Annotated in this window: 21 protein-coding genes and 1 other RNA gene; 1 reads left to right on the top strand and 21 read right to left on the bottom strand. The window is 55.2% G+C overall.

The window, feature by feature from the left end:
- Positions 1-17 precede the first annotated feature (17 nt).
- Positions 18-1,460 (bottom strand): MocR-like pyridoxine biosynthesis transcription factor PdxR, encoded by a 1,443-nt coding sequence (pdxR, locus tag K1558_RS24660; protein WP_238654609.1) that lies wholly within the window; start codon positions 1,458-1,460, stop codon positions 18-20.
- A gap of 95 nt (positions 1,461-1,555) precedes the next feature.
- Here pdxR and K1558_RS24655 point away from each other — a divergent pair, with 95 nt between their 5' ends.
- Positions 1,556-2,770 carry an aminotransferase-like domain-containing protein gene (locus K1558_RS24655; RefSeq protein ID WP_238654608.1) on the top strand — a complete coding sequence of 405 codons (1,215 nt, stop codon included), beginning with the start codon at positions 1,556-1,558 and terminating at the stop codon, positions 2,768-2,770.
- Positions 2,771-2,875: 105 nt separating this feature from the next.
- Here K1558_RS24655 and rnpB read toward each other — a convergent pair.
- The 20 genes from rnpB to K1558_RS24555 all read right to left on the bottom strand — a co-directional run bounded on the left by rnpB (position 2,876) and on the right by K1558_RS24555 (position 23,243).
- Positions 2,876-3,287: RNase P RNA component class A (rnpB, locus tag K1558_RS24650), an RNA gene on the bottom strand.
- Between the two features lie 62 nt (positions 3,288-3,349).
- Positions 3,350-4,465, bottom strand: coding sequence for a Nif3-like dinuclear metal center hexameric protein (locus tag K1558_RS24645; protein ID WP_238654607.1), 1,116 nt, complete (start codon positions 4,463-4,465; stop codon positions 3,350-3,352).
- Complete coding sequence (locus tag K1558_RS24640) at positions 4,441-5,208, bottom strand: tRNA (adenine(22)-N(1))-methyltransferase (protein WP_238654680.1); 768 nt, start codon at positions 5,206-5,208, stop codon at positions 4,441-4,443. Before K1558_RS24640 ends, K1558_RS24645 begins: the two co-directional genes overlap by 25 nt.
- A 5-nt stretch (positions 5,209-5,213) precedes the next feature.
- Positions 5,214-6,038, bottom strand: a complete 825-nt coding sequence (locus K1558_RS24635) for a hypothetical protein (RefSeq protein ID WP_238654606.1) — start codon at positions 6,036-6,038, stop codon at positions 5,214-5,216.
- A 126-nt stretch (positions 6,039-6,164) separates the two neighbouring features.
- Positions 6,165-7,298: an RNA polymerase sigma factor RpoD gene (gene rpoD / locus K1558_RS24630; RefSeq protein ID WP_238654605.1), complete on the bottom strand. Its 1,134-nt coding sequence runs from the start codon at positions 7,296-7,298 to the stop codon at positions 6,165-6,167.
- Positions 7,299-7,338: 40 nt separating this feature from the next.
- Positions 7,339-9,174, bottom strand: a complete 1,836-nt coding sequence (dnaG, locus tag K1558_RS24625; protein ID WP_274528812.1) for a DNA primase — start codon at positions 9,172-9,174, stop codon at positions 7,339-7,341.
- A gap of 24 nt (positions 9,175-9,198) precedes the next feature.
- Positions 9,199-9,672, bottom strand: coding sequence for a YaiI/YqxD family protein (locus K1558_RS24620; RefSeq protein ID WP_238654603.1), 474 nt, complete (start codon positions 9,670-9,672; stop codon positions 9,199-9,201).
- Between the two features lie 179 nt (positions 9,673-9,851).
- The gene (gene glyS, locus K1558_RS24615) at positions 9,852-11,933 is read right to left on the bottom strand and encodes a glycine--tRNA ligase subunit beta (RefSeq protein ID WP_238654602.1); all 2,082 of its coding nucleotides are present in this window, start codon (positions 11,931-11,933) and stop codon (positions 9,852-9,854) included.
- Positions 11,926-12,813: a glycine--tRNA ligase subunit alpha gene (glyQ, locus tag K1558_RS24610; protein WP_238654601.1), complete on the bottom strand. Its 888-nt coding sequence runs from the start codon at positions 12,811-12,813 to the stop codon at positions 11,926-11,928. The genes glyS and glyQ overlap by 8 nt, the downstream gene beginning before the upstream one ends.
- A 443-nt stretch (positions 12,814-13,256) precedes the next feature.
- Positions 13,257-14,012 (bottom strand): DNA repair protein RecO, encoded by a 756-nt coding sequence (gene recO, locus K1558_RS24605; protein ID WP_238654600.1) that lies wholly within the window; start codon positions 14,010-14,012, stop codon positions 13,257-13,259.
- Positions 14,013-14,048: 36 nt separating this feature from the next.
- The gene (locus tag K1558_RS24600; protein ID WP_238654599.1) at positions 14,049-14,192 is read right to left on the bottom strand and encodes a YqzL family protein; all 144 of its coding nucleotides are present in this window, start codon (positions 14,190-14,192) and stop codon (positions 14,049-14,051) included.
- A gap of 105 nt (positions 14,193-14,297) precedes the next feature.
- Positions 14,298-15,191 (bottom strand): GTPase Era, encoded by an 894-nt coding sequence (era, locus tag K1558_RS24595; protein WP_238654598.1) that lies wholly within the window; start codon positions 15,189-15,191, stop codon positions 14,298-14,300.
- Positions 15,192-16,427: 1,236 nt separating this feature from the next.
- On the bottom strand, positions 16,428-16,847 hold the full coding sequence (locus K1558_RS24590) for a cytidine deaminase (RefSeq protein WP_238654597.1): 420 nt from the start codon (positions 16,845-16,847) through the stop codon (positions 16,428-16,430).
- Between the two features lie 76 nt (positions 16,848-16,923).
- Complete coding sequence (locus K1558_RS24585) at positions 16,924-17,319, bottom strand: diacylglycerol kinase family protein (protein ID WP_238654596.1); 396 nt, start codon at positions 17,317-17,319, stop codon at positions 16,924-16,926.
- Positions 17,319-17,819 (bottom strand): rRNA maturation RNase YbeY, encoded by a 501-nt coding sequence (gene ybeY, locus K1558_RS24580; RefSeq protein ID WP_238654595.1) that lies wholly within the window; start codon positions 17,817-17,819, stop codon positions 17,319-17,321. The genes K1558_RS24585 and ybeY overlap by 1 nt, the downstream gene beginning before the upstream one ends.
- Position 17,820: 1 nt before the next feature.
- The gene (locus K1558_RS24575; protein ID WP_238654594.1) at positions 17,821-20,070 is read right to left on the bottom strand and encodes an HD family phosphohydrolase; all 2,250 of its coding nucleotides are present in this window, start codon (positions 20,068-20,070) and stop codon (positions 17,821-17,823) included.
- A 17-nt stretch (positions 20,071-20,087) separates the two neighbouring features.
- Positions 20,088-21,059 (bottom strand): PhoH family protein, encoded by a 972-nt coding sequence (locus K1558_RS24570; protein WP_238654593.1) that lies wholly within the window; start codon positions 21,057-21,059, stop codon positions 20,088-20,090.
- A 15-nt stretch (positions 21,060-21,074) separates the two neighbouring features.
- Positions 21,075-22,256, bottom strand: a complete 1,182-nt coding sequence (gene yqfD / locus K1558_RS24565) for a sporulation protein YqfD (protein WP_238654592.1) — start codon at positions 22,254-22,256, stop codon at positions 21,075-21,077.
- Positions 22,253-22,546: a sporulation protein YqfC gene (gene yqfC, locus K1558_RS24560; RefSeq protein ID WP_238654591.1), complete on the bottom strand. Its 294-nt coding sequence runs from the start codon at positions 22,544-22,546 to the stop codon at positions 22,253-22,255. Before yqfC ends, yqfD begins: the two co-directional genes overlap by 4 nt.
- 253 nt (positions 22,547-22,799) lie before the next feature.
- On the bottom strand, positions 22,800-23,243 hold the full coding sequence (locus K1558_RS24555; RefSeq protein ID WP_238654590.1) for a GatB/YqeY domain-containing protein: 444 nt from the start codon (positions 23,241-23,243) through the stop codon (positions 22,800-22,802).
- Positions 23,244-23,246: the final 3 nt, after the last annotated feature.

Here is a 23,246-nt window from a genome sequence, read left to right as displayed (position 1 = left end):
GCGGCAGTGCAGCCAGATTAATCCGGGGGTTGCAGATACCGTTCCAGCAGCAGCAGGAACTGCCGCAGCCCGCGTTCCATCCCTTCGGAGGTGAGCTGCGAATAACACAGCCGGATATGCCGGGAGGGCTTGTCCCCGGCATAACAGACATTACCCGGCAGGAACGAGATGCCCTCCTGCTTGGCCAATACATGCAGCCGGCCGATCTCCGCGGCGGGCGGAAGCTCCAGCCACAGGTTCAGCCCGCCGCCGGGCAGCTGCCAGGATACGCCCGGCGGGGCATAACGCTTCAGCAGCTTCGCAGCCGATTCCTGGCGGAGGCGCAGCGCGTTCCGAAGGTTCGCAGCGTAGTCGTCATACTTGCGGGCGATGAAGGGCAATACGGCCCGCTGGGTCAGCAGCGGACTGCCCAGATCACTTGCCGACTTGGCGGCAATCAGCCTGGAGAGGATATTCCCTCCGGCGGCTACACAGGCGATGCGGCTGCCGGGGGCAAGAACTTTGCTGAAGCTTTTCATATAGACGACATGTCCTTCTGTGTCCATTGATTTGATGGATGGCGGAGGCGGCTGACGGAAATACAGGTCGCTGAAGGGATCATCCTCGACAATCAGACAGCGGTAGCTGCGGGCAAGCTCCAGCAGCCGCTGTCTTCGCGTTAGGCTCATGGTCGCCCCGCTCGGATTCTGATAGGTCGGATTGGTATAAATCAGCTTCGGCGGCTTCCGGTCACACATCGCGGTAAGCTTGTCCACCCTCATTCCATCCCCGTCCATGGGAACAAAGACCATCTCCGCCCCCCGCCCGGCGAACACATCAATCGCCCCGGTATAACTTGGCGCTTCCAGATAAACTGTATCCCCCGGCCCGACGAAGGTCCGGGCGACCAGATCGATCCCCTGCTGGGAACCGCTGGTAATCATCAGATCACCGGAGCCGAGGGGGATGCCGCGGCTCTGCAGATGCTGTCGCATCACCTCACGCAGCTCTGCATCGCCCTGAAAGTTCCCGTAGGACGCCATCAGCTCCGGCTGCTCCCTGACCAGCGACGCCATCGTGGCCCCGATCGGCGCAAGCGGAAGCAGACTGCTGTGAATGGCTGCCAGATGAAACGGATACTCCACCTCGGACACATCGAAATTCCGCCAGAGCTGAGCCCGCGGCAAGTAGTCGTCGTAGCTGTCCTGCCAGCCCGCGCCTCTTCCCCGGACGTTCTGCTCCCGCTGCGCCACATAACAGCCCCTGCCCTGGCTGCAGAGGATATGCCCGCGTGCCTCCAGGTCGGCATAAGCCTTGCTTACAGTCACCTGGCTGACCTTCAGGGACAATGCCAGCCCTCTTACCGACGGAAGCCGGGCTCCCGGCTGAAGCAGTCCCGAGGTAATCCGCTCGGCAATCGTCCCGCTGATCTGCAGCGGCAGCGTCTGCCCGCCGCCGCTGCGGTTGATTTCGATGTGCATGCTGCTTCCCCCTGACTGTTATATTCACCGCTTTACTGTTATACAGCTATACCGTTATGATACTACAAAAATCATCAATAGCGGGGAGCATGAACATGAAGATTCGATTTGCAGAAATGACAAACCACCTGGGATCGTCCGCCGTCCGCGATATTCTCAAACTTACCCAGGGCAAGGACATCATCTCCCTGGCAGGCGGACTGCCGGGCGAAGAATTATTTCCGGCAGATGCCATCCGTGAGGCTTATAGCCGTGTACTGTCGAGTGACCCGTCCGCGCTGCAATACGGACTGACGGAGGGCTACCTTCCGCTGCGCGGTCAGATTGCCGCCAGACTCAGGCAGCAGGGGATGAACGTCTCCACGGAGGAAATGATCCTGACCACCGGCTCCCAGCAGGCCATCGACCTGCTCTGCCGGGTTCTGCTTGACCCGGGTGACACCGTGCTGGTAGAGGCTCCGACCTACCTGGCGGCTCTCCAGGTGCTCGGCTCTTACCGCGCGGATATCCGGGTGGTGGACAGCGATCAGGAAGGGATGGTGCCGGAGCATCTGGAGGAACTGCTGCGCTCCTGCAGCCCTAAGCTGCTGTATGCTGTTCCCACCTTCAACAATCCGACAGGCGGAACCTGGAGCAAGGTCCGCCGTGAGAAAGTCGTCGCCCTGTGCCGGAGATACGGTGTACTGCTGCTGGAGGATAATCCGTATGGCGAGATCACCTTCGATGAAGCAACAGAAACCTCCCCGCCTACTCTGTCCGCGCTCGACAGACAGCTGGGCGCTGAGCCCTGTGTAGTCTATACCGGCACCTTCTCCAAAATTGTGGCCCCTGCCCTGCGGACAGGCTGGCTCACCGGCCCTGCCGGGCTGGTCAAGATCATCGCCAGAGCCAAGCAGGCCGCCGACCTGCATTCCAGCGGCATAGACCAGCGCGCCCTGCACGAGCTGCTGCTCCGCTTCGACCTGGAGCAGCATATCCGGATGATATGCCGTGAATACAAGTCACGGATGAAGCTGCTATCGGCCGGGCTCACCGCCCGTTTCGGTGAAGACGTAAGCTTCCTTGAACCGCGCGGCGGCATGTTCCTGTGGCTGAGCCTGTCCCCCGGCATTGATACCGCAGAGCTGCTGCCGCTGGCCGTGGAAGAGGGCGTGGCCTTCGTTCCCGGGGGAGTGTTCTACCCGGAGCAGCCGCAGCGCAATGCCATGCGGCTCAACTTCACCCACACCCGGCCGGAGCAGCTGCCGCTGGCAGTGCAGCGGCTCGGGACCGCATTATCCCGTTATGAGGAGTCTGTTCAAGCGCTATAAATCTGTGAAGAACAAGAAGGGGTGTCCCGGAAGCCATAATTATGGCCTCCGGGACACCCCTCTATTGGATAATATAACTATACTTATCAGCTCAGTGTTGTCAGTTAGGAAAGTTTGCCGTAAGCCGGGTTCTGTGCTCGTTGTGGTTCAGACGGGAACTACCCTCCCACCATAAGCGACAATCATCTATCTAGGCCATACATTACTGTATGGCTCCAGCGACCAACCTAGACACGCCTCAGGCGAAGGCTGCGGCTTCCGTGAAGAAGACGCTGCGTCTCATTAGGTCTTGCTCCAGATGGGGTTTACCAGGAACGAAGTCACCAGCGTTCCTCGGGGTCTCTTACACCTCGGTTCCATCCTTGCCTGTGCCGCCCGCAGGCGGCCATCGGCGGTCCATTTCTGTGGCACTATCCTTCGGCTCGCGCCGACTGGACGTTATCCAGCACCCTGCCTTGTGGAGCCCGGACTTTCCTCCCGTATACTTACGTATACCGGCGATTGTCTGTCAAACTTTCCGATACAACATTGTATATTATACAGAGATGTACCCGCCCGCACAAGAGCTAATCATTACATTTACAGGAATTGAAAGGGCTCGGTATCAGGCTGCGAGGCATGAACCACGGTGCCGTATTTGTTCGCAGCCAGCTTATCGGCGAGATACTCCGCTACTTTCTCCTTCATAATCTTCTCCGCATTGTGGCCCGGATCGATTAGAGCAATGCCGGCAAGGTACGCATCCTGGGCAGTATGGTAATCAATGTCCCCGGTGACCAGCACATCCGCCCCTTTGAAGATGGCGCTGCTGTAATACTTGGCGCCGGACCCGCCCATCACCGCAGCCTTGCGGATCGGGCGGTCTAATTCTCCGACCACCCGCACACTAGGCACATTCAGCCCGGACTTGACCGTTTCGATGAATGCTTCCAGCGTAGTAGGCTCCTTCAGCTTCCCGACTCTTCCCAGTCCCAGGCTGCGTCCTTTGAGATCCATGGAATACAGATCATAGGCAACCTCCTCATACGGATGAGCCTTCAGCATCGCCTGGACGACCTTATTACGGATCGGTGCCGGCACAATCGTCTCGATGCGGATTTCTTCTGCCCGCTCCATCTTACCGGGCTTACCGATATAAGGGTCTGTCCCCTCCTGCGGAACGAAGGTGCCGTAGCCTTCGATATTGAAGCTGCAATGGCTGTAATTGCCGATGTGGCCTGCCCCGGCGTTAAGAATGGCGTCCAGCACCTTCTGATGATGATCCTTCGGCACGAACACGACCAGCTTGGACAGCTGCTCCGTATGAATGTCCTTAATCGGCGCACCGTTCTCAATGCCGAGCGCCTCTGCCATCCAGTCATTCATTCCGCCTTCGGCCACATCCAGATTCGTATGGCTGATATAGACGGCAATGTCATGCTTGATCAGCTTCTCATACAGGCGGCCCATCGGCGTATCCGTGAGGATGCCCTTAATCGGCCGGAAAATCACCGCATGATGGGCAATAATCAGGTTACAGCCCTTAGCCACCGCTTCGTCCACAACTTGCTCATTGACATCCAGCGCGACCAGCACACCGGTAATCTCCTTCGATAGAGTGCCTATCTGCAGTCCGACATTATCCCATTCCTCCGCCAGATGCTTCGGGGCCAGCTGCTCCATATATCCGACTACAGTCTGTCCTTTGGCAAACATTCCAGCACCTCCCTGATCCGCTTAATCTGCAGCATCACCTTGCTGCGCTTTTCTTCGGCCGCTTCCAGCTCTGAACGGGCCAGCGCCGCCAGAATCCCTTCCAGCTTGGAGATTTCTCCCTGCCATTTCGCCGCAAACACCCGATTCGGTGACTGCAGCAGCCACGGTCCCATCTGCAGCAGCAGGTTCTGATCACATTCCACCTTGCCGCCGAACAGGGTACGGCTGCTGTACAGCTCTTCATTCGTCCGTGCTGCTTCGCCTTCCGGTACAGCCGTCAGTATCTCATAGATCTTGCCGTCTTCTTCCAGAATATGCTCTGCAGTCAGCACCCAGCCGCTGCCCAGCAGCCAGCGGCGCAGGATATCCTCGCCGACGTTCGGCTGAAGAGCCAGCGTCATCACTCCCGCCAGCTTCCCGAGCTTCTGCCCGCGTTCCAGAATCGCCGCAATCAGCGACCCGCCCATGCCGGCAATGGTGATGCAATCCGCCTCCCCGGGCTCCAGTACTTCAAGCCCGTCACCGCGCCGGACCGCAATCCGGCTGCTGAGGCCCGCTTCCGCTACTCCTCTGATCGCTGCTTCATACGGGCCGGCGTTCACTTCTCCGGCAATAGCGGATGCAGCTCTTCCGCTCTGCACGGCAGCTACCGGCAAGAGCGCATGGTCTGAACCAATATCGGCAAGTCTGCTGCCTTCGGGCACCTGCTCCAGCAGCAGCTGGAGCCGGTCTGATAATTTGATGTTGTTCATGAGGCCACCCACGTTATCCATTTTTTTCTGAAGAGGAACAGCAGCGCCAGGCCCACCGCAACCTTCAGGATTAATACAAGCGAAGTCCATTCCGGAAACCCGGAGCGGAGCCACAGCGCATCCACCTCCGGCATCAGCCAGAGCGAGACACCGACTCCCAGATACACGCCTGAGACCCCGCTGACCCGGTGATACAGCAGCCAGCTCAGCCAGATCATCAGCACACACAGCGGAAGCCAGAGCAGCTCCAGCTCAAGGATCGAAGCATCCGGCCGTTCCTGGCCGAAGAAGCCCGCATAGAGCAGTGCCCAGAAGGCATATCCGCAGAAATGCAGAAGTCCCATGCGCAGGAAGAACCCGAGTACACACCACAACAGGCCGCAGAACGCAATAAGCAGCGGCCTCCATAAGCCGGGATCCAGCTCATGCAGAGAGATCAGCCAGAGGCCGAAGCCAAGGGTAAGCACACTCCCGATTCCGGCCAGCATCAGACTGATCATCTTGTTGCGGTCCAGATACACGGCCGAATAACCGTAACACACAATGAGGACACAGAGGGCCGTAGCCAGTTGCAAAGGCCAGGGAAAAACGCTAAAATAAAGACTGATCAAGAAAATCAAGGAAATTATTCCAAAACCAAACAGCCAGACTTTGACGCTGCCCTGCTGGAGATTCCGCAGCGAGACCGGGTTGCTGTCCTTCAGGTCTGCCTCGTCATCATACAGGTTGGTCAGGAAGTCACAATACTGCTCCGGCAGCAGCTTGCTTCTTCTCCAATACTGAATTTCTCTTAATATTGTGTCACGCTTCTCCAGATTCAAGCGGCATCCCTCTTTCCGGAACTGGACTTCATTCTGTCTCAGACATACCAGTCTCTATGACCGGGTTAACCCTCATCACAGAAAAGACCTCCTGCCACTATGCAGCAGAAGGTCCGGTTGTAAGATCTATTCGAGGAAATCCTTCAGCCGCTTACTGCGGCTCGGATGGCGCAGCTTGCGCAGCGCTTTGGCTTCAATCTGGCGGATCCGCTCGCGGGTTACGCCGAACACCTTGCCCACTTCCTCCAGCGTCCGCGTACGGCCGTCATCCAGTCCGAAGCGCAGACGCAGCACGTTCTCCTCACGCTCAGTGAGCGTGTCCAGCACATCCTCCAGCTGTTCCTTCAGCAGCTCATATGCCGCTGCATCCGCAGGCGCAAGCGCCTCCTGATCCTCAATGAAATCTCCGAGATGCGAATCGTCTTCTTCCCCGATCGGCGTCTCCAGAGATACCGGCTCCTGGGCAATCTTCATAATCTCTCTGACCTTCTCCACCGTAAGCTCCATCTCCGCCGCAATCTCTTCCGGCGACGGCTCGCGGCCGAGTTCCTGCAGCAGCTGGCGGGAGACCCGGATCAGCTTATTGATCGTCTCCACCATGTGCACAGGGATACGAATCGTCCGCGCCTGGTCGGCAATCGCACGGGTGATGGCCTGACGAATCCACCAGGTGGCATACGTACTGAATTTGAAGCCTTTATTGTGGTCGAACTTCTCTACCGCTTTGATCAGACCCATATTGCCTTCCTGAATCAGATCCAGGAACAGCATGCCGCGGCCGACATAACGCTTGGCGATACTGACCACGAGCCGCAGGTTCGCTTCCGCCAGTCTGCGTTTGGCTTCCTCATCACCGTTCTTAATCCGCATGGCCAGCTCAACCTCATCGTCAGCCGACAACAGCGGCACACGGCCGATCTCCTTCAGATACATCCGTACAGGGTCGTTGATCTTGATGCCCGGAGGCAGCGAGAGGTCGTCGTCGAAGCTGAAATCATCGCCTTCCTTATCCTCATTATCATCGCTGGGCCGGAGGCTGTTCACCTCTTCATCGTTCTCATTGACAACCTCAATCCCCAGATCGCTGAGCTGTTCATAGAACTCCTCCATCTGCTCGGGATCCTGATCGAACGGCGATAGCTTCTCCATAATATCTTTGTAATTCAGTGATGATCTTTTCTTGCCGTGATCAATAAGCTGATCCTTAACCTGATCCAGAGTAAATTCCGCTTCCAGTTCAGTGTGCTGATCGTTCGCCATAATTCGACTCCCTCCTCCCTAGGTACATCCTGTCAACTGCTCATTGTCTCTCTAGGGCTAAAATTTCACTTGCTATTTGTGCTGCACGCAAAAAGTCACCAGATTTCTCCGCCTGAATCATCTCTTCACGCTTAAGCTCAATTTTGCGCTGCAGGGGATACTTCCGCACTTCACGAATATAATCGTCCAGAACCTGGGGACTCCAGTCCGGAGGGGTATCCATCATGGAGATGGCTGTTGCGGTCTTCTCCAGACGGTCATCCTGAAGCGATGACAGAAACCGGCTGATGCCGGGTGGTTTGCCTTGCGCATAATAAGCATATAGATAAGCGGCGATTGCCGCATGATCATCAATATTGAACTCTTCCCCGAGCCGTTCACCTACATAGGCTGCCGCTTCCGGGTCCTGAATCATCAGCGATAACAGACGCCGTTCCGCAACATGGTAAGCAGGCAGCAGTGTAGGTGTCTGCACTTGCCCTTTTTTATGCCTACCATTATTCCACCTTTTATCGTTATTATCCCCTTCGGGGTTGTTTTTTTGCATGGAGGCCCGAAGTAAATTGCAATCCTGCTTAAGGCTGTCATAAGACAGTTCCAGTTCTGAGGAGATTTCGCGCAGGTAGACTTCCCGCTCCGTCGAAGAATGGAGCCCGGCAATAACCTCCAGCGCCTCCTTGACATAGGCAATTTTGCCGTCTTCCTCTAGGAGTATATGGTTTTTTTTGAGATATATAAGCTTAAATTTGATGGATGACACTGCGGAGTCAATCACCTGTTCCTTGAACCGTTCCCCGCCATGCCGGGAGATGAATTCATCCGGGTCCATTCCGCTTGGAAGCAGCGCGACCTTAACGCGCAGACCACTCTCTTCAAGCACAGGAATTGCCTTGATTGCGGCAGCTTGTCCAGCCTTGTCTCCATCATAAGCAAGAACAATCTCATCCCCGAGGCTCTTCATCAGTGCCACATGACTCTCGGTGAGCGATGTCCCCATTGTTGCCACCCCGTTATGCACACCTGCTTCCCAGGCCGAAATGACATCACCGTATCCCTCGAACAGTACGATTTGCCGCGATTTGCGGATGGATGCTTTGGACTGGTGCAGATTGTACAGAATCCGGCTCTTGTTGAACAGCCGGCTCTCCGGGGAATTCAGATACTTCGGCTGTCCGTCTCCGAGAATACGTCCGGCGAAGGCAATGGTTTTGCCCATCCGGTTGGCAATCGGGAAGATCACCCGGCCGCGGAAGCGGTCCAGATATCCCTTGCCTTCTCCCCTGGCAGACAGCAGCCCGCCCTTCTCCATCTCGGCGAGATCGAAGCTGCGTTTCTCCAGGAACTGCAGCAGTGTGTCCCAGCGGTCAGGTGCATAACCGATCTGGAACTGGTCTATCATTCTGTCGCTGAACCCCCGGCCTCTTAGATAATCCATGGCAGCTGTGCCGTATTCCGTGTTCTTCAGCAAGAAATGATAGAACTTCGCCGTTAATTCATACGCCTGAATCAGCCGGTCCCGCTCCGGGTCAGGAGGAGCAAGTGCCCCGCCTCTGCCCTCGGGAACCGGAATGTCACTCTCTTCCGCCATAATTCTGACTGCTTCGGGGAAGGATAATCCTTCGATTTCCATCCTGAATTTGATGGCATTTCCGCCCATACCGCAGCCAAAGCAATGAAAGACGCCCCGTTCCGGGGTGACGGTGAAGGAGGGGGATTTCTCCGAATGAAACGGGCAGAGACCCCACAGATATTTGCCCTGCTTGGACAAATGGACAACCTTACTGACGGTATCGACAATATCATGCCGAGCCAGTACGCTCTCAATCACCTCTTCTGGTATTGGACCGTGTCCGCTAGCCACTTCAACCACCTTCATCTCTTAACAAATAAATATAATTCGCTATAGCTGGACATTCTCCTGCAAAATTGTTAAAAGTTTTGTCAGTTTATGTTGAAAAAGTTGTTTTTCCTGTGCAGTTATCGCTTTCGGGCCTTTGGAATAGTGGCCGCGCCTGCGTTCAACCGCCCGGGCATGCCTGCCCTCCAGCATGAAATCCATAGTGGCATTCTCATATTCCTGCCCCCGGTTCGACAGCACCCGGCAGCGTTTGCCTAAGCCCAGCGCCGCAAGCCCATAATCCTGCGTCACTACGATATCCCCGGCAGCAATATGGTTGGCAATATACAGATCAGCGCTGTCTGCTCCGCGGTCCACCTGTACCACCGTGACGCCTTCTTCAGCCCGAAGCACATGATCATAAGAAGAGACCATCAGCACCGGTATGCCAAAGCTGCGGGCCGCAGCGATAATCTCCGCCTTGACCGGGCAGGCATCACCGTCAACGACAATTTTACCAAGCCGGGATGTTCCCACAAGAAATCACCATATTCCCGTTAGTATATATTACGCTCCATGCTGCAAAAATCCTTCTTTGCAAAAGCATAAATACGGAACGAATGTCAACTTACGCATTGGCACCGTTCCGTATATTTATACCCTAAACACTCAATCTATACCACCCGGTTCACAAACAATACCCATATTCGTCCTGCTTACCACACCAGCTTGCCGAAATCGGCGAACTGACTGGAGTCGGCATGGATGCCGGCCAGCAGCGCCAGACGGTTCGTACGGATGGCATCATCTTCCGCCATGACCATAACCGAATCGAAGAATCCGGTGACGGCGGCTTCAAGTCCTGACAGAATCTGCAGCGCTTCGGCGGCATGCCTGGAAGCAAGGGCTGCGTGGTAAGGCTCATGAATACTCTGCCATGTCTCGTACAGCTTCTGTTCCGCCTTTTCCTTAAGCAGGGCTGGTTCAATAACAGCACCCTCCGGAGCCTTGGCGGCCAAATTGCTGACACGGGTCAGTGAATCTACGGTGAGCTTGAAATCTGCCAGATCAGTTACGGCATTCATCAAGGCCAGGCTTCTGGCAACAACATCAACGATATCATCGAATCCCGCCGCCGTTGCCGCATCCACCACATCATAACGGACATTGTTGTCGGATAACAGGCGTTTGACCCGCAGGCCGAAGAACTCGTACAGACTTATACGCAGTTCAGGGGTAAAAGGTTTCTCCGGACGGGAGCTTTCATGAACCTCCAGTGCTGCGGCAAAAATCTCCTGCAGGCTCAGCTTAAGCTGATGCTCCAGCACAATCTGCACAATGCCTGCCGCTTGGCGTCGCAGCGCATAAGGGTCCTGGGAGCCGGTCGGGATGATTCCGATGGAGAAGCAGCCCACTATCGTGTCGATTTTATCAGCAATACTGACAACCAGACCTGCTTCTGTTGATGGGACTGCATCTCCGGCGAAGCGCGGCTGGTAATGCTCGAAGATCGCTCTTGCTACCTGCTCCTCTTCCCCGGCCTTGCGGGCATAATCTTCACCCATCGTGCCCTGCAGCTCAGGGAATTCGCCGACCATCTGGGTGACCAGATCGAACTTGCAGATATCCGCCGTACGGCTGACTTCTGCGGAAGCCTTGGCAGAGAGCTCCAGCTTCACAGCCAGGCGGTCTGCGATGGCGCGGATCCGGCGCACTTTGTCGCCGACACTGCCCAGCTCCTCATGGTAGACGATATTCTCAAGTTTCGCCAGCGCATCATTAATCTGCAGCTTCTGGTCTTCTTCATAGAAGAATTTGGCATCCGACAAGCGGGCGCGCAGTACCTTCTCATTCCCTTTGGCGATTACGTCCAAAGATACATTATTCCCGTTACGGACAGTAACGAAGAACGGCAGCAGCTTACCGTCAGCCCCAAATACCGGGAAGTACCGCTGATGCTCGCGCATGGAGGTAATCAGCACATCCTGCGGAATGTTCAGGAATGCAGGGTCAAAGGTACCGAACAGAACGGTAGGTGTTTCAACCAGGAACAGCACTTCCTCCAGCAGGTCCTCCTTGATCGCAATCTTCCAATTCTTCTCTTCAGAGAGCTTATGGATTCCGCTGAGAATCAGCGCTTCACGTTCCTTCACATCTGCCAGCACATGCTGGCTGCGCAGTGTTTCCACGTACCGGGCAGGCTCAGTGATCACAGCTTCCCCGCCCAGGAAACGGTGTCCGCGGCTCACATTGCCGGCCTTAACTCCGGTAATCGTAAGGTCAATAATCTCCTGGCCGAACAGAGCGACCATCCAGCGGATCGGGCGGACGAATTTGAAGTCATATGCGCCCCAGCGCATATTTTTGGGGAAGGTCATGGCATGAACTATGCCGGCAAGACCTTCGGAGAGCAGGGAAGCTGTCTCGGTTCCGGTGCTGTTCTTGGTCACGTAGATATACTCAACGCCGGCCAGCTCCTTGAAGGTGAATTGCTCCGGGTCTACGCCCTGGCTGCGGGCAAAGCCCAATGCCGCCTTGCTCCAGTTACCTTCGGCATCCAGTGCGATTTTGCGGGACGGGCCTTTGACTTCCTCGCTTACATCCTCTTGCCGCTCGGCGGCATCCTTCACTAGTACGGCAAGACGGCGCGGGGTAGCATACGCGCTGACACCGCTATGACTGATGCGCGAAGCCTCCAGCCATTTCGCCGTTTTATCCTGTAATTGCTCCATGGCGGCACGGATAAATCGTGCAGGAATTTCCTCCAGACCGATCTCGAACAGAATATCTTTAGACAAGGTCAGCACCTTCTTTCTTCAGCAGCGGGAAGCCAAGCTTCTCGCGTTCCTCCAGATATGTCGCCGCTACGCTGCGGGCCAGATTACGGACTCTGGTAATGAAGCCCGTGCGTTCGGTTACGCTGATCGCGCCGCGCGCATCCAGCAGGTTGAAGGTATGCGAGCACTTCAGCACATAATCGTAGGCCGGGAAGACGAGATGCTTCTCCATTGCTCTGCGGGCTTCCTCTTCGTAGGTATTGAACAGAGTGAACAGCATTTTGACATCGGAGACTTCAAAAGTATACGTAGAGTGCTCAACCTCCGGCTGATGGAACACATCACCATAAGTCATTCCGTCCACCCACTCCAGATCGAAGACGTTCTCCTTCTCCTGAATGTAGGATGCCAGACGCTCCATCCCGTACGTAATCTCCACAGCCACCGGGCTGGTTTCAATTCCGCCCACCTGCTGGAAGTAAGTAAATTGAGTAATTTCCATCCCGTCCAGCCAAACCTCCCAGCCGAGACCGGCGCAGCCCAGCGACGGGTTCTCCCAGTTATCTTCAACAAACCGTACATCATGGAGCAGAGGGTCTACGCCCAGTGCCTTCAGACTTTCCAGATAGAGCTCTTGAATGTTGTCCGGAGAAGGCTTGATAATGACCTGGAACTGGTGATGCTGGTACAAGCGGTTCGGGTTCTCCCCGTAACGTCCGTCGGACGGGCGGCGGGATGGTTCTACATAAGCAACCTTCCACGGCTCCGGACCCAGGGAACGCAGGAATGTCATCGGATTCATCGTTCCCGCCCCTTTCTCCGTATCATACGGCTGGACGAGGATGCAGTTCTGGGCGGCCCAGAATTGCTGCAGCGTCAGAATCATCTGCTGAAAGTTCATAACTACCGTCTCCTTCGCTATACAAGTGTGTACTGCCTCTTGCCCTGTGACTGACGCTTGCTGCCCTGCGATGGAGGCGGTACCGGCTTCTATATCACGCGGCATGTGGAATTCCTTCCAAAATCTCCGCCGCAGATCAAAAAGCTCCCGCCCCCATGCCTGTTATACAGACATAGGGACGAGAGCTCTACATTCTTCTCCCGCGGTTCCACCCTACTTGATTACGCTGCGCGAAATCCACTTTTCATGCTGCCGCTTCCGTACTCCCGGGTGCCCTGTTCATGAACGTTGTCCCGCCGGGCTTCCACTCTCCCCGGCTCGCTGATGCGGCCATCCTGTTCATTACTTTCCCGATCCCTGCACGCTCTCTGATAGCCAGAGCCAAACGCAGCTATGTTATAAAAATGAAACTGAACTTATAGTAACGGATATTTCGCGTTTCGTCAAATATTGTATTTATCCAGCTGGTCCAGGAAGCTCTGCGACTTCAGCTTCAGCCCAAGCTGGTAATCCATGAATGCCCGCATGATCTTCTTCAGCTCGGCGCGGGTCTCCGGCTTCACATCTACATTGCCGAGCCTTGTCAGGTCCAGCCTTGCAAAGACGCGCAGCAGCTTCAGGGCACGCGGTGAAATCTCCATCGCCGGAGGATCATTATGCCGGCAGCTGCGGCATAACACCCCGCCCAGACGGGGACTGATCCGCAGCTCTTCATCCGGCTTCTCCTGGCCGCAGGCAATGCAGTCTTCCAGCTGCGGTCCGTATCCCGCCGCCTGAAGCACCTTCATCTCAAATACATTTAGAATGATGCCGGGCTCCTTGTCTTCTTCCAGCGCATTCAGGCAGGCGCTGAGCTGACGGAACCAGAAGCTGCCCGTCTCTTCATCATGCAGCACCCGGTCGAGCAGCTCGCAGGCATAGGAGGCATAGGCCGCCTTGACCAGATCCTCGCGCAGGGCATGATGGGATTTCGTAATCTCTCCGGCATTCAGTGTTCCCAGTCCCCCGTTATTGCGGAAGAACACGAACTCTCCGGTTGTGAACAGCTGGATCAGGGCAGCATGGCGGCTTTTGACCTTTTTGGCGCCCCGGACCAGAACCCCTACTTTACCCGCGTTCTCGGTGCAAAGCGTAACAATCGCGTTCCCCTCACCGTAGTCCATGCTGCGGATGACGATCCCTTCCACCCTGTATAACATGCCTCTTCCCCCAACCACTCGGCCAGCAACCAGTCCTTATTGCGCTTCTTCATCAATACTCATCTCTTCCTCCGCCGGCAGCGGACTGCTGCTCTCCGGCGAATCTCCAGCTTCCCTGTACAGCAAATACGCATCGAGATCTCCAGTCATTGCAAAATACTTCCACGAAAAATTCCGCATTCGTATTCATCCTCTCTTCGGAAACACGATGTCTCTTCGAAAATAGGATGTGCGATGCTGTAGGATCTATCCGTGCAATTCCTGCCAGCACTGCCGTGTTCAGTTTTATTGATCCTTGTGGAAGCCCAAATCCCGCAGCACGCGGTCCTGATTGCGCCAGTCTTTTTTCACCTTCACCCATAGCTCCAGGAAAATCTTCGAGCCCAGCAGATTCTCAATATCCGTCCGCGCCCGGCGGCCCACCTCTTTCAGCATGGCCCCCTGCTTGCCGATAATAATCCCCTTCTGGGAATCGCGCTCCACAAAAATAACCGCGGAAATATGCACCACCCCATTCGGCTCCACCTTCATATCCTCAATCGCCACCGCGATGGAATGCGGCACCTCTTCCCGGGTCAGATGCAGAATCTTCTCGCGGATCAGCTCCGCGCAGACGAACTGCTCCGGGTGGTCAGTAATCTGGTCATCCGGGTAATATTGCGGACCTTCCGGCAGATATTTCTGTACCTGCTCCAGCAGTGTATTGACATTGTTGCCCAGCTTGGCGGAAATAGGCACAATCTCGGCAAACTCGTGCAGCTTATTGTATTCAGTGATCATCGGAAGCAGTTCATCCGGCTCAATCTTGTCAATTTTGTTCATCACCAGAATTACCGGTGTCTCGACGGAGCTTAGCTGCTCGGCAATAAACCGGTCACCGCCGCCCATCCCTTCCGAGGCATCCACCAGGAACAGCACCGCCTCCACTTCATGCAGCGTGCTCATCGCCGTCTGGTTCATGTAGTCGCCCAGCTTGGACTGTCTTTTATGGATACCCGGGGTGTCCAGGAATACAATCTGTGAGTTATTCGCCGTATACACCCCGTGAATTTTGTTGCGGGTGGTCTGCGGCTTGTCCGACATGATCGCGATCTTCTGGCCGATTACCTGGTTCATGAGTGTTGATTTACCTACGTTTGGTCTGCCGATAATGGCGACAAACCCTGATTTGAATTTCATATGATCTTCCTTCCTAATGGGTCTAACAACTTGGTCAAAAGCGATTTTCGATCCCCCTAAATCCCCCTTCGCCAAGGGGGACCCCAAGGGCCCCGGCCCTCTGGACACCCGGAAGTAGCGTGGGCGCAGCGTTTGGCGCGGGAAGGAGTTTATGGAGCATGAGCGCTTGCCGTTCCCTGCGGGAACACGCTTGACTACGGCGCCTGGTAATGGCGGTTGGCTGGCGTTTCACGCGGCGCAGAACTTTGGAGCACGGAGCGCTTGCCGTTCCCTGCGGGAACACGCTTGACTGCGGTGCATAAGAGACTGGTTACTTTAACAACTGACTACTTTAACAACTAACTACTAGCTTAATTGTATTTTGTACACTTATTCTGCTCCAAATTAGCGGTTCTAGCAGTTTAGTTGTAAATCATACATCTATTTTCCTCAGCATAGTCACTGTCGGCGATATCTGAAAAATGTAGTTGTACAATTTACACTTAAATCAACTTTTGGCGGGAATAGTGGAAAGTTAGTTGTACAATATACATTTAACTCCGGCATCCGTAGCGCTTGTGATCCTTGAGGGAACAACCCGGACTACGGCGACTGGGATGGGCGGTTGTCTGGCGCTTCACGCGGCGCGAATTTGTGGCGGGTAGCCGGAGTTTCACGCGGCGCAGGAACTTTGGAGCACGGAGCGCTTGCCGTTCCCTGCGGGAACACGCTTGACTGCGGCGCAGATGATTAGTTGGGAACCCGAACCCCATCCCGGCCACGGCCTCGCGCTTGCAAACGCATCCCCATTCACACCAGCACACTCACACTCACACTCACACTCACACTCATACCGGAACGCTCACCTGGCATATGTCCCTGCAAATGCACCCGTTCCGCGCCCACACACGCACACGCACACGCACACGCACACGCACACGCACACGCACACGCACACGCACACGCACACTCACACTCACACTCACACTCACACTCACACTCACACTCACACCGAGTAATTGTATTTTGTGCAGCAGAATTAGCAAATCCAAGGTTTTTTAACGGTTCTATTGTATTTTGTACAGCAGATTTGCTGCAAACAGGCCATAAACAGGTTATTTCCCATTTTCAATTGCACGAAATACAACAGAACCTATCTTGCCTCCAACTTCGGGCACAATCTAATGTACGTTATACAGTAGAGTGTCCAACAGCAGCAATATGTTGCGGTCCTTATCCCCGTTCCAACCTGTTACCCTACTCCGCACTCTGTCCCTGCGCCAGATCAGCGGGGCCGAAGGCGCCGGGGAGCAGGTCGCGCACCGTAGTCTCCACAATATCGCCCTTCAGGTTACCGAGAATGACCGGCATGTCGGGGCCGCACAGCTCCACCATCACCTGCCGGCAGACGCCGCAAGGCGAGACGGGACCTTCCGTGTCGGCCACGACCGCGATAGCCTTGAACGTTCCGGGCTTATGACCGTCTGCTATTGCTCGGAACATGGCTGTCCGTTCGCCGCAGTTGGTCGGACCGTAAGCGGCATTCTCAATATTGCAGCCGTGGTGGACTTTGCCGTCCTGATCCAGCAGCGCAGCGCCTACCCCGAAGCGGGAATACGGTATATATGCATTGGCTCTGGCCTTGATTGCTTCCTGAAGCAGATAAGCTGCATCCATCGTAATCCCCCTAATGAAAGATGACGGAGCGCACAAAGCGGGTCCGCCTCTTCTCCAAGCTGAAGTTGTAAACTGATTATGACATAAGTCCTGTGATCCAGTCCATCACGGGATGATAAAAAACATAAATCCCCGTAATCACGGCAAACACCGCCGCTAAAAGGACAGCGCCTGCGGCGGTATCTTTGGCCTTCTTCGCCAAGGGATGAATCTCGGGCGAGACCAGGTCGATCGTCGCCTCAACCGCCGTATTCAGCAGCTCCGCCGCCAGCACCAGAGTAATGGCCAGCAGCAGCAGCATCCAGCTGGACGGGGGAAGCCGGAACACCGCGGCGGCGGCCAGCACCAGAACAGCGAAACAGCTATGCACCTTCATATTCAGCTCCGATTTGAATGCCGCGGCAATGCCGTGCGCTGCAAACCGGAAGGAGTGCCAGAATTTTTTGTGGCCTGCCGCCGTATTTTTGACCATTAGCGCGTCAACCCGACCTGAGCCAGAACCTTCTCCTGTTTGGACATCATTTCCGCTTCCGATTCCGCATCCTGATGGTCATAGCCCAGCAAGTGCAGGAATCCGTGAACGAACAGGAACCCGAGCTCCCGCTCCAGGGAATGGCCGTATTCCTGAGCCTGCTCCTGCGCCCGGGTAACCGAGATAATAATATCCCCCAGCACATGGGGCACTTCCTCCAGCTCTTCGTCTTCGCCGGCCAAGCCGTAATGGATCTCCAGCTCGTCTTCTCCGGCTTCATTCATTGCAAAGGAGAGCACATCTGTCGGGCGGTCAATCCCCCGGTACTCCAGATTCAGCTCATGGATCCGTTCATTATTGACAAAGGTCAGGTCCACTTCGCCCTCGTCGATCCCTTCCGCCTCCCCGGCTTTCTGCAGGATCGTTTCCAGCAGCCCGATCAGTCCGCTGGTAATTTCATAATCCTCCTGTTCATTGTTCCAAACGACGCTCAGGCTCATCTTAACTGGCCCCTTCCTCTTTTTTGGGCTTGCGCACATCCTCGGGATATTCGATCCGGGAATGGAAGATCCCCATCACCGTCTCTTTGAGAGTACGGGAGATAATATCCAGCTCCTTGAGCGTCAGGTCGCATTCATCGAACTGATGGTCATCCAGCCGGCTTTTGATAATCTTCTCGATCATCGTCTCCACCTGCACTACCGTAGGCTTGCGGAGCGAACGGACTGCGGCCTCCACACTGTCGGCGATTCCGACCACTGCAGATTCCTTTGACTGCGCCTTTGGTCCGGGATAACGGAAATCCTCCTCGGTGAAGTCTGGCTCCACCCCTTTTTCCTCTGCAAGCTTCAATGCCTTATGATAAAAATAATGCAGGAACGTCGTGCCGTGATGCTGCTCCGCAATATCGCGGATCGGCTTCGGCAGCTTGTATTCCTTCTGCATCTCCACCCCGTCGCGGGCGTGGGCCACGATGATCGATTTGCTCAGCTTCGGCTCAATCGAATCATGCGGATTCTCCATATTGTTCTGGTTCTCAATGAAATAGAACGGCCGCTTCGTCTTGCCGATATCGTGATAATACGAGCCTACGCGGCAGAGCAGCCCGTCCGCACCAATTGCCTCAGCCGCCGCCTCGGACAAATTGCCAACCATCACGCTATGATGATAGGTTCCCGGCGTCTCGGTGAGCAGCTTGCGCAGCAGCGGATGGTTCGGGTTCGACAATTCAACGAGCTTCAGCGCCGACAGAATGCCGAATGTCACCTCGAAGAAAGGCATCAGCCCAATGACGAGGACGGCCGTCAGCAAGCCTCCGGCGAAGGAGAAGCCCAGGGCATACAGGGTGGAGGTCTCGTTCCACACGCCGCCGCCCAGCATGGTCAGGATGGCAACTGTCAGGCAGCCGAACAAGGACACCATAATCCCGCCCTTCAGAAGCGTAGAGCGCTGCCCCGCACGGTGGGTGGAGAAGATGGCGACATAGCTCACAATCAGAGCGAAGAATCCGAAGGTGAAGTCGAACACCGTGTTCTGCTGCACATTCAGAAGAATGCTGGCCAGGACACTGAACAGAATCGAGCAGAAATAAGCCAGCGTCATATCCAGCAGCATGGAGATCAGCATTGCGCCTAGCGCGACTGGAGCCAGGTAGCCGATATAGGTCCGGACATCGGTCTGCAGGAAGGCGGTCAGCTTCATCATAATAATGGTTATGATAAAGACCAGTACCAGCATTAGCAGCTGGGAGTTATTATACTTGAAACCCGAGGCTCCACCGTTATAGCGGATGAAGGTCAGCAGGCCAAAGGACAGCAGGGCGGAGAGCAGGAACAGCCCCAATTGCGGCCAATAGTTGACTTCCTTGCTCAACAGGCCGTTCTCGTCCAGCAGCTTATACAGCTCAGGGGTAATCTCCTGGTTCTTGGCAACCAGCACATCGCCCTGCTCAATGAACACATCCGGCGTATTCTGACGGGCCTGCACCTTCGCTTCCTTGGTGGCATCCTCGTCATAGAACTTGTTGGCGGTGATGACCAGCCGCACCAGCTCCTGCACCACCTCACGGGCGGTACGCTGGCCCAGTGAACTCACGCTGACCTGTTCAGCCACCTTGGCGCGCGCGGTCTGGGCATCGGTAATCTGGTCATTCATCAGCTTGGTGACAATATCCCGGGCCACTGGCTTCATCTCGATGATATCCTGAGAGGTCAGCCGGGGAATCTTGATATAAGTCTCTTCGGGAATCACATACGCCTGATCCTGGATCACGGACTGCATTTCATCCAGCAGATGCTCGGAATACGTTCCGGCCTTGGAGCTGGCAGCCACGAAATTAAGGATGAAGTCGTTGGCACGGCGCGGAATTTCCTCCCGGTAGATCTTCGTCTTCTCGCTCTTCGAGATCGTGTCATCCTGGTTGAGCCCGTCAATCCGGTCTAGCAGCATGGTTACGAGATTCTCGGAGCGCATCGGTATAATCGCATACCGGTTGGGCACATTCTCAGCTGCCGCTTCCTGAGCTTTCAGCTTGGCATTGGTGTCCAGGATCTGCTTGGGTGCTGTAATCTCCTTCGCGCTGCGTGTCCCCTCTTTGATATCATACTTCTTCGGCAGCAGATCAGAGGACAGGCTGAAGTAGAATACTAACCCCAATAACAGGAAAAGAGCATAGCGCGAAACCGCACTATACTTCCATCCGCTGGTGCTATATACAAATCCGCTTAATTTCGATGGTTGCTTGGAGGCCATGAAGACAATCCCCTTTGTTATTGAAGGTTTTCGGCAGCGCGGTCATAGGCAACGATAATTCTCTGCACAAGGGAATGGCGGACAACGTCCTGTTCTGCAAAATACACAAAACCAAGCTCCTCAATGCCGGATAATATCGCCGTGGCTTCGATCAGCCCTGACTTCTTGCCGCGCGGCAGGTCAATCTGGGTCACATCGCCCGTGATGACCATCTTGGAGCCGAAGCCCAGCCGGGTGAGGAACATTTTCATTTGCTCTGGCGTGGTATTCTGGGCTTCGTCAAGGATAATAAAAGCATCCTCCAGCGTCCGCCCGCGCATATAGGCAAGCGGCGCAATCTCAATCAGTCCGCGCTCCAGCGCCTTGGCCACCTGATCCGGCCCCATAACGTCGTATAAGGCGTCGTAGAGCGGCCGGAGATACGGATCCACCTTCTCCTGCAAATCGCCCGGCAGGAAGCCCAGGTTCTCCCCGGCCTCTACCGCCGGACGCGTCAGTACGATGCGCTTGACCGAGCCTTCCTTCAGCGCGGCTACTGCAAGGACTACGGCCAGATAAGTCTTGCCGGTGCCCGCCGGGCCGATCCCGAAGACGATATCACGCTTCTTGATCGTGGTCACATAATGCTTCTGGCCGATCGTCTTGACGCGGATCGGTTTGCCGCGGAAGGTGGTCGTAATTTCACCCTTGAACAAGTCAAGCAGCTGGTCAGCGCGGAAATCCTTCGCCAGCTCCACGGCGTAGTGTACATCGCGTTCACTTAACAGGTAACCACCACGGACCAGCGACAGCAGCACATTGAACAGCTGGCCCAGCATGTCCACTTCCCGCTGCGCGCCGCGTATCGTAATTTCAGCTTCCCGGGAGTCGATCACTGCCGGGATTTCTTTTTCGATAATCTTCAGGAATCCATCCTGAGGGCCGAATAAGGCCTGCGCCTCGCCGGCGTTCTGTAAAGATATCTGAATGCTTGCAGTCTGTTCTGACAAGTAGCCTCAATCTCCTCAATGGTTTACTATCGGAAGTTCTTCCGCAATTCTCTCTTCCACCTCAAACAGCACTTTCATATAAACTTTACCATTCTCTTTCTTCTCATGCAAAATTTTTTGACTTTTAATCACGCTGTCCGCACCGTAACGCGCGAAAATATCCTGCTTGGCCCGCAGCAGCCCTTCCTCATGCGCAGCCTCCGGGGTCAGCATCTCCGACGTATATTTGATCTCCAGCTCCTTCTCGGTCAGCAGCCCCAGCGGCAGCTGGAACGAGCGCCAAGACAGCATATCCGGCTCCGTCAGCGTACGCGATTTCGCAAAGCCGGCGTCCCCGTAACCCCATAGCTGAACCGCCCACTTGCCGAGCACGAGATACGTGCGGTCTTTACGTTCCCCTGTGTAGGCACTGCCCGTTCGTTTGAGCGGAACCTCCAGATTATATTCATGCCAGACCAGGCCCTTCACCTCGCCTTTGGCCACGACTAATTGCCTGTTCTCCTCGTCACCGAGTACGCCGGAGATCAGGATGTCCCCTTTTTTGACGCGCGTATTCCGGCTGACCACCGGCCTGCCCTGCTCCGCATAGATTTCAGTCACCACCGCATCGGTCCGGCTGACCAGATGACGCTGACTGAGCAGCGGCTTGCCCTCCGGGCGGTCGGCCTCGACAACCTGAATGGTAATGCTCGTCCCCGTCCGGTGGAAGCCGGCCCAGGTCAGTCCCGGAACCAGACTGGTGAGCTCTCTGGAGAGCTCGTCCGATTCTTTCATGCGCCAGATCCACTGAAACGGATAGACCCCTTCCTGGCGTGCGGCCTCCAGGATATCCTCGTCAGGAATGCGGGCATTCCCTTCCACCTTGACACTCCATACCATGGAGCATAACAGCAGCAGACCTACACCGAAGACCAGTACACCTGCTGCAAAAAACTTCCGCCGCCACAACCGCGCGATACTGAACGGAAGCCCGTAGCGGGCAGTCACATGCATCCTACAGCCTGTCTTCCTGAGCAGCGGACGAAGCCTGAAGAAGTCGCTGAGCAGCAAATTCAGGGAAGCGCCGTCACCGGCAGGCCTCACATCCCAGATGATGATGCCCGCTCCGGTTACAGCATTGATCAACCTTTCCACCTGCGGTCCCGTCACATGCAGTGTAACGAACCCCCGCAGTGATGCCAGAGGCGGCTCTTTCATGGATTCTCCCCACTTTCCTTATATCTGATTTCACCGATTCGTCCTTCAACGGCGAGCTCCTGTCCCAGAATGTTGCGAATGACCAGCTCTTGGCCGCTAATCTCCAGAATCCCTTGGGCCAACGCCAGCCTTAGCTGCTCCGAAGAGAAATGCAGCACGCCGCGGTGGTTCTCAATATACAGCTCCTTATTGCCGATCAGGGTGATCCGGGGCATCTCCTGCAGCACATCCTGCGGTAGATCCAGTAGCCCGTTTGTCCATCCCCGCAGCCTGCGGCCGATACGGGTCATAAGTAGACGCTCCCCCTTCCTGCCTTCTGTACACCTTATGCGGGAGGGCATTTTTTTATGAAAAAAAGCCTAAACCGCCTCCAGTTGAGGCAGATTCAGACTTTGCTGTATCCCTTTTCATTCTTAATAATCATTTCAGGGAAGGCTGCATATTATGAATAATGGCAGTGCGATTCCCTGGTCCATAATATCCGGTATATCAGTTCACGCGGAAACGAAAAACACCCCTATTTCTAGGGGTGCTAGCGTTATATTATTGCAGAAATTGCTGAACCACCTGGTTCACAAGCTTACCATCGGCGCGACCTTTGACCTTAGGCATCAGCGCACCCATCAACTTACCCATATCACTTTTCGAAGAAGCACCGGTTTCCTGGATGGTCTGCTGTACAATTACTTTAATTTCTTCTTCGGAAAGCTGCTCGGGAAGATATTTAATGATAATCTCGATTTCTGCCTTCGTAGTCGCGGCAAGCTCTTCGCGACCCGCTGCTTCAAATTCTTGGAGGGCATCTTTGCGCTGTTTGATCTCACGACTAAGGATATCAAGCACTTCGTTGTCGTCTAACGGTCTCTTCAAATCTATTTCAAGATACTTTATGGTAGAACGAACCATTCGAATGGTGGAGAGTGTGAACTTGTCCTTACTCTTCATCGCTTGCTTCATATCTTCGTTCAATCGTTCGCTAAGATTCATGCG

The sequence above is a fragment of the Paenibacillus piscarius genome (assembly GCF_022234545.1).
In the GTDB taxonomy this organism is placed as follows: domain Bacteria; phylum Bacillota; class Bacilli; order Paenibacillales; family Paenibacillaceae; genus Paenibacillus_AQ; species Paenibacillus_AQ piscarius.
This window is presented reverse-complemented; position numbering and strand designations above follow the sequence as displayed.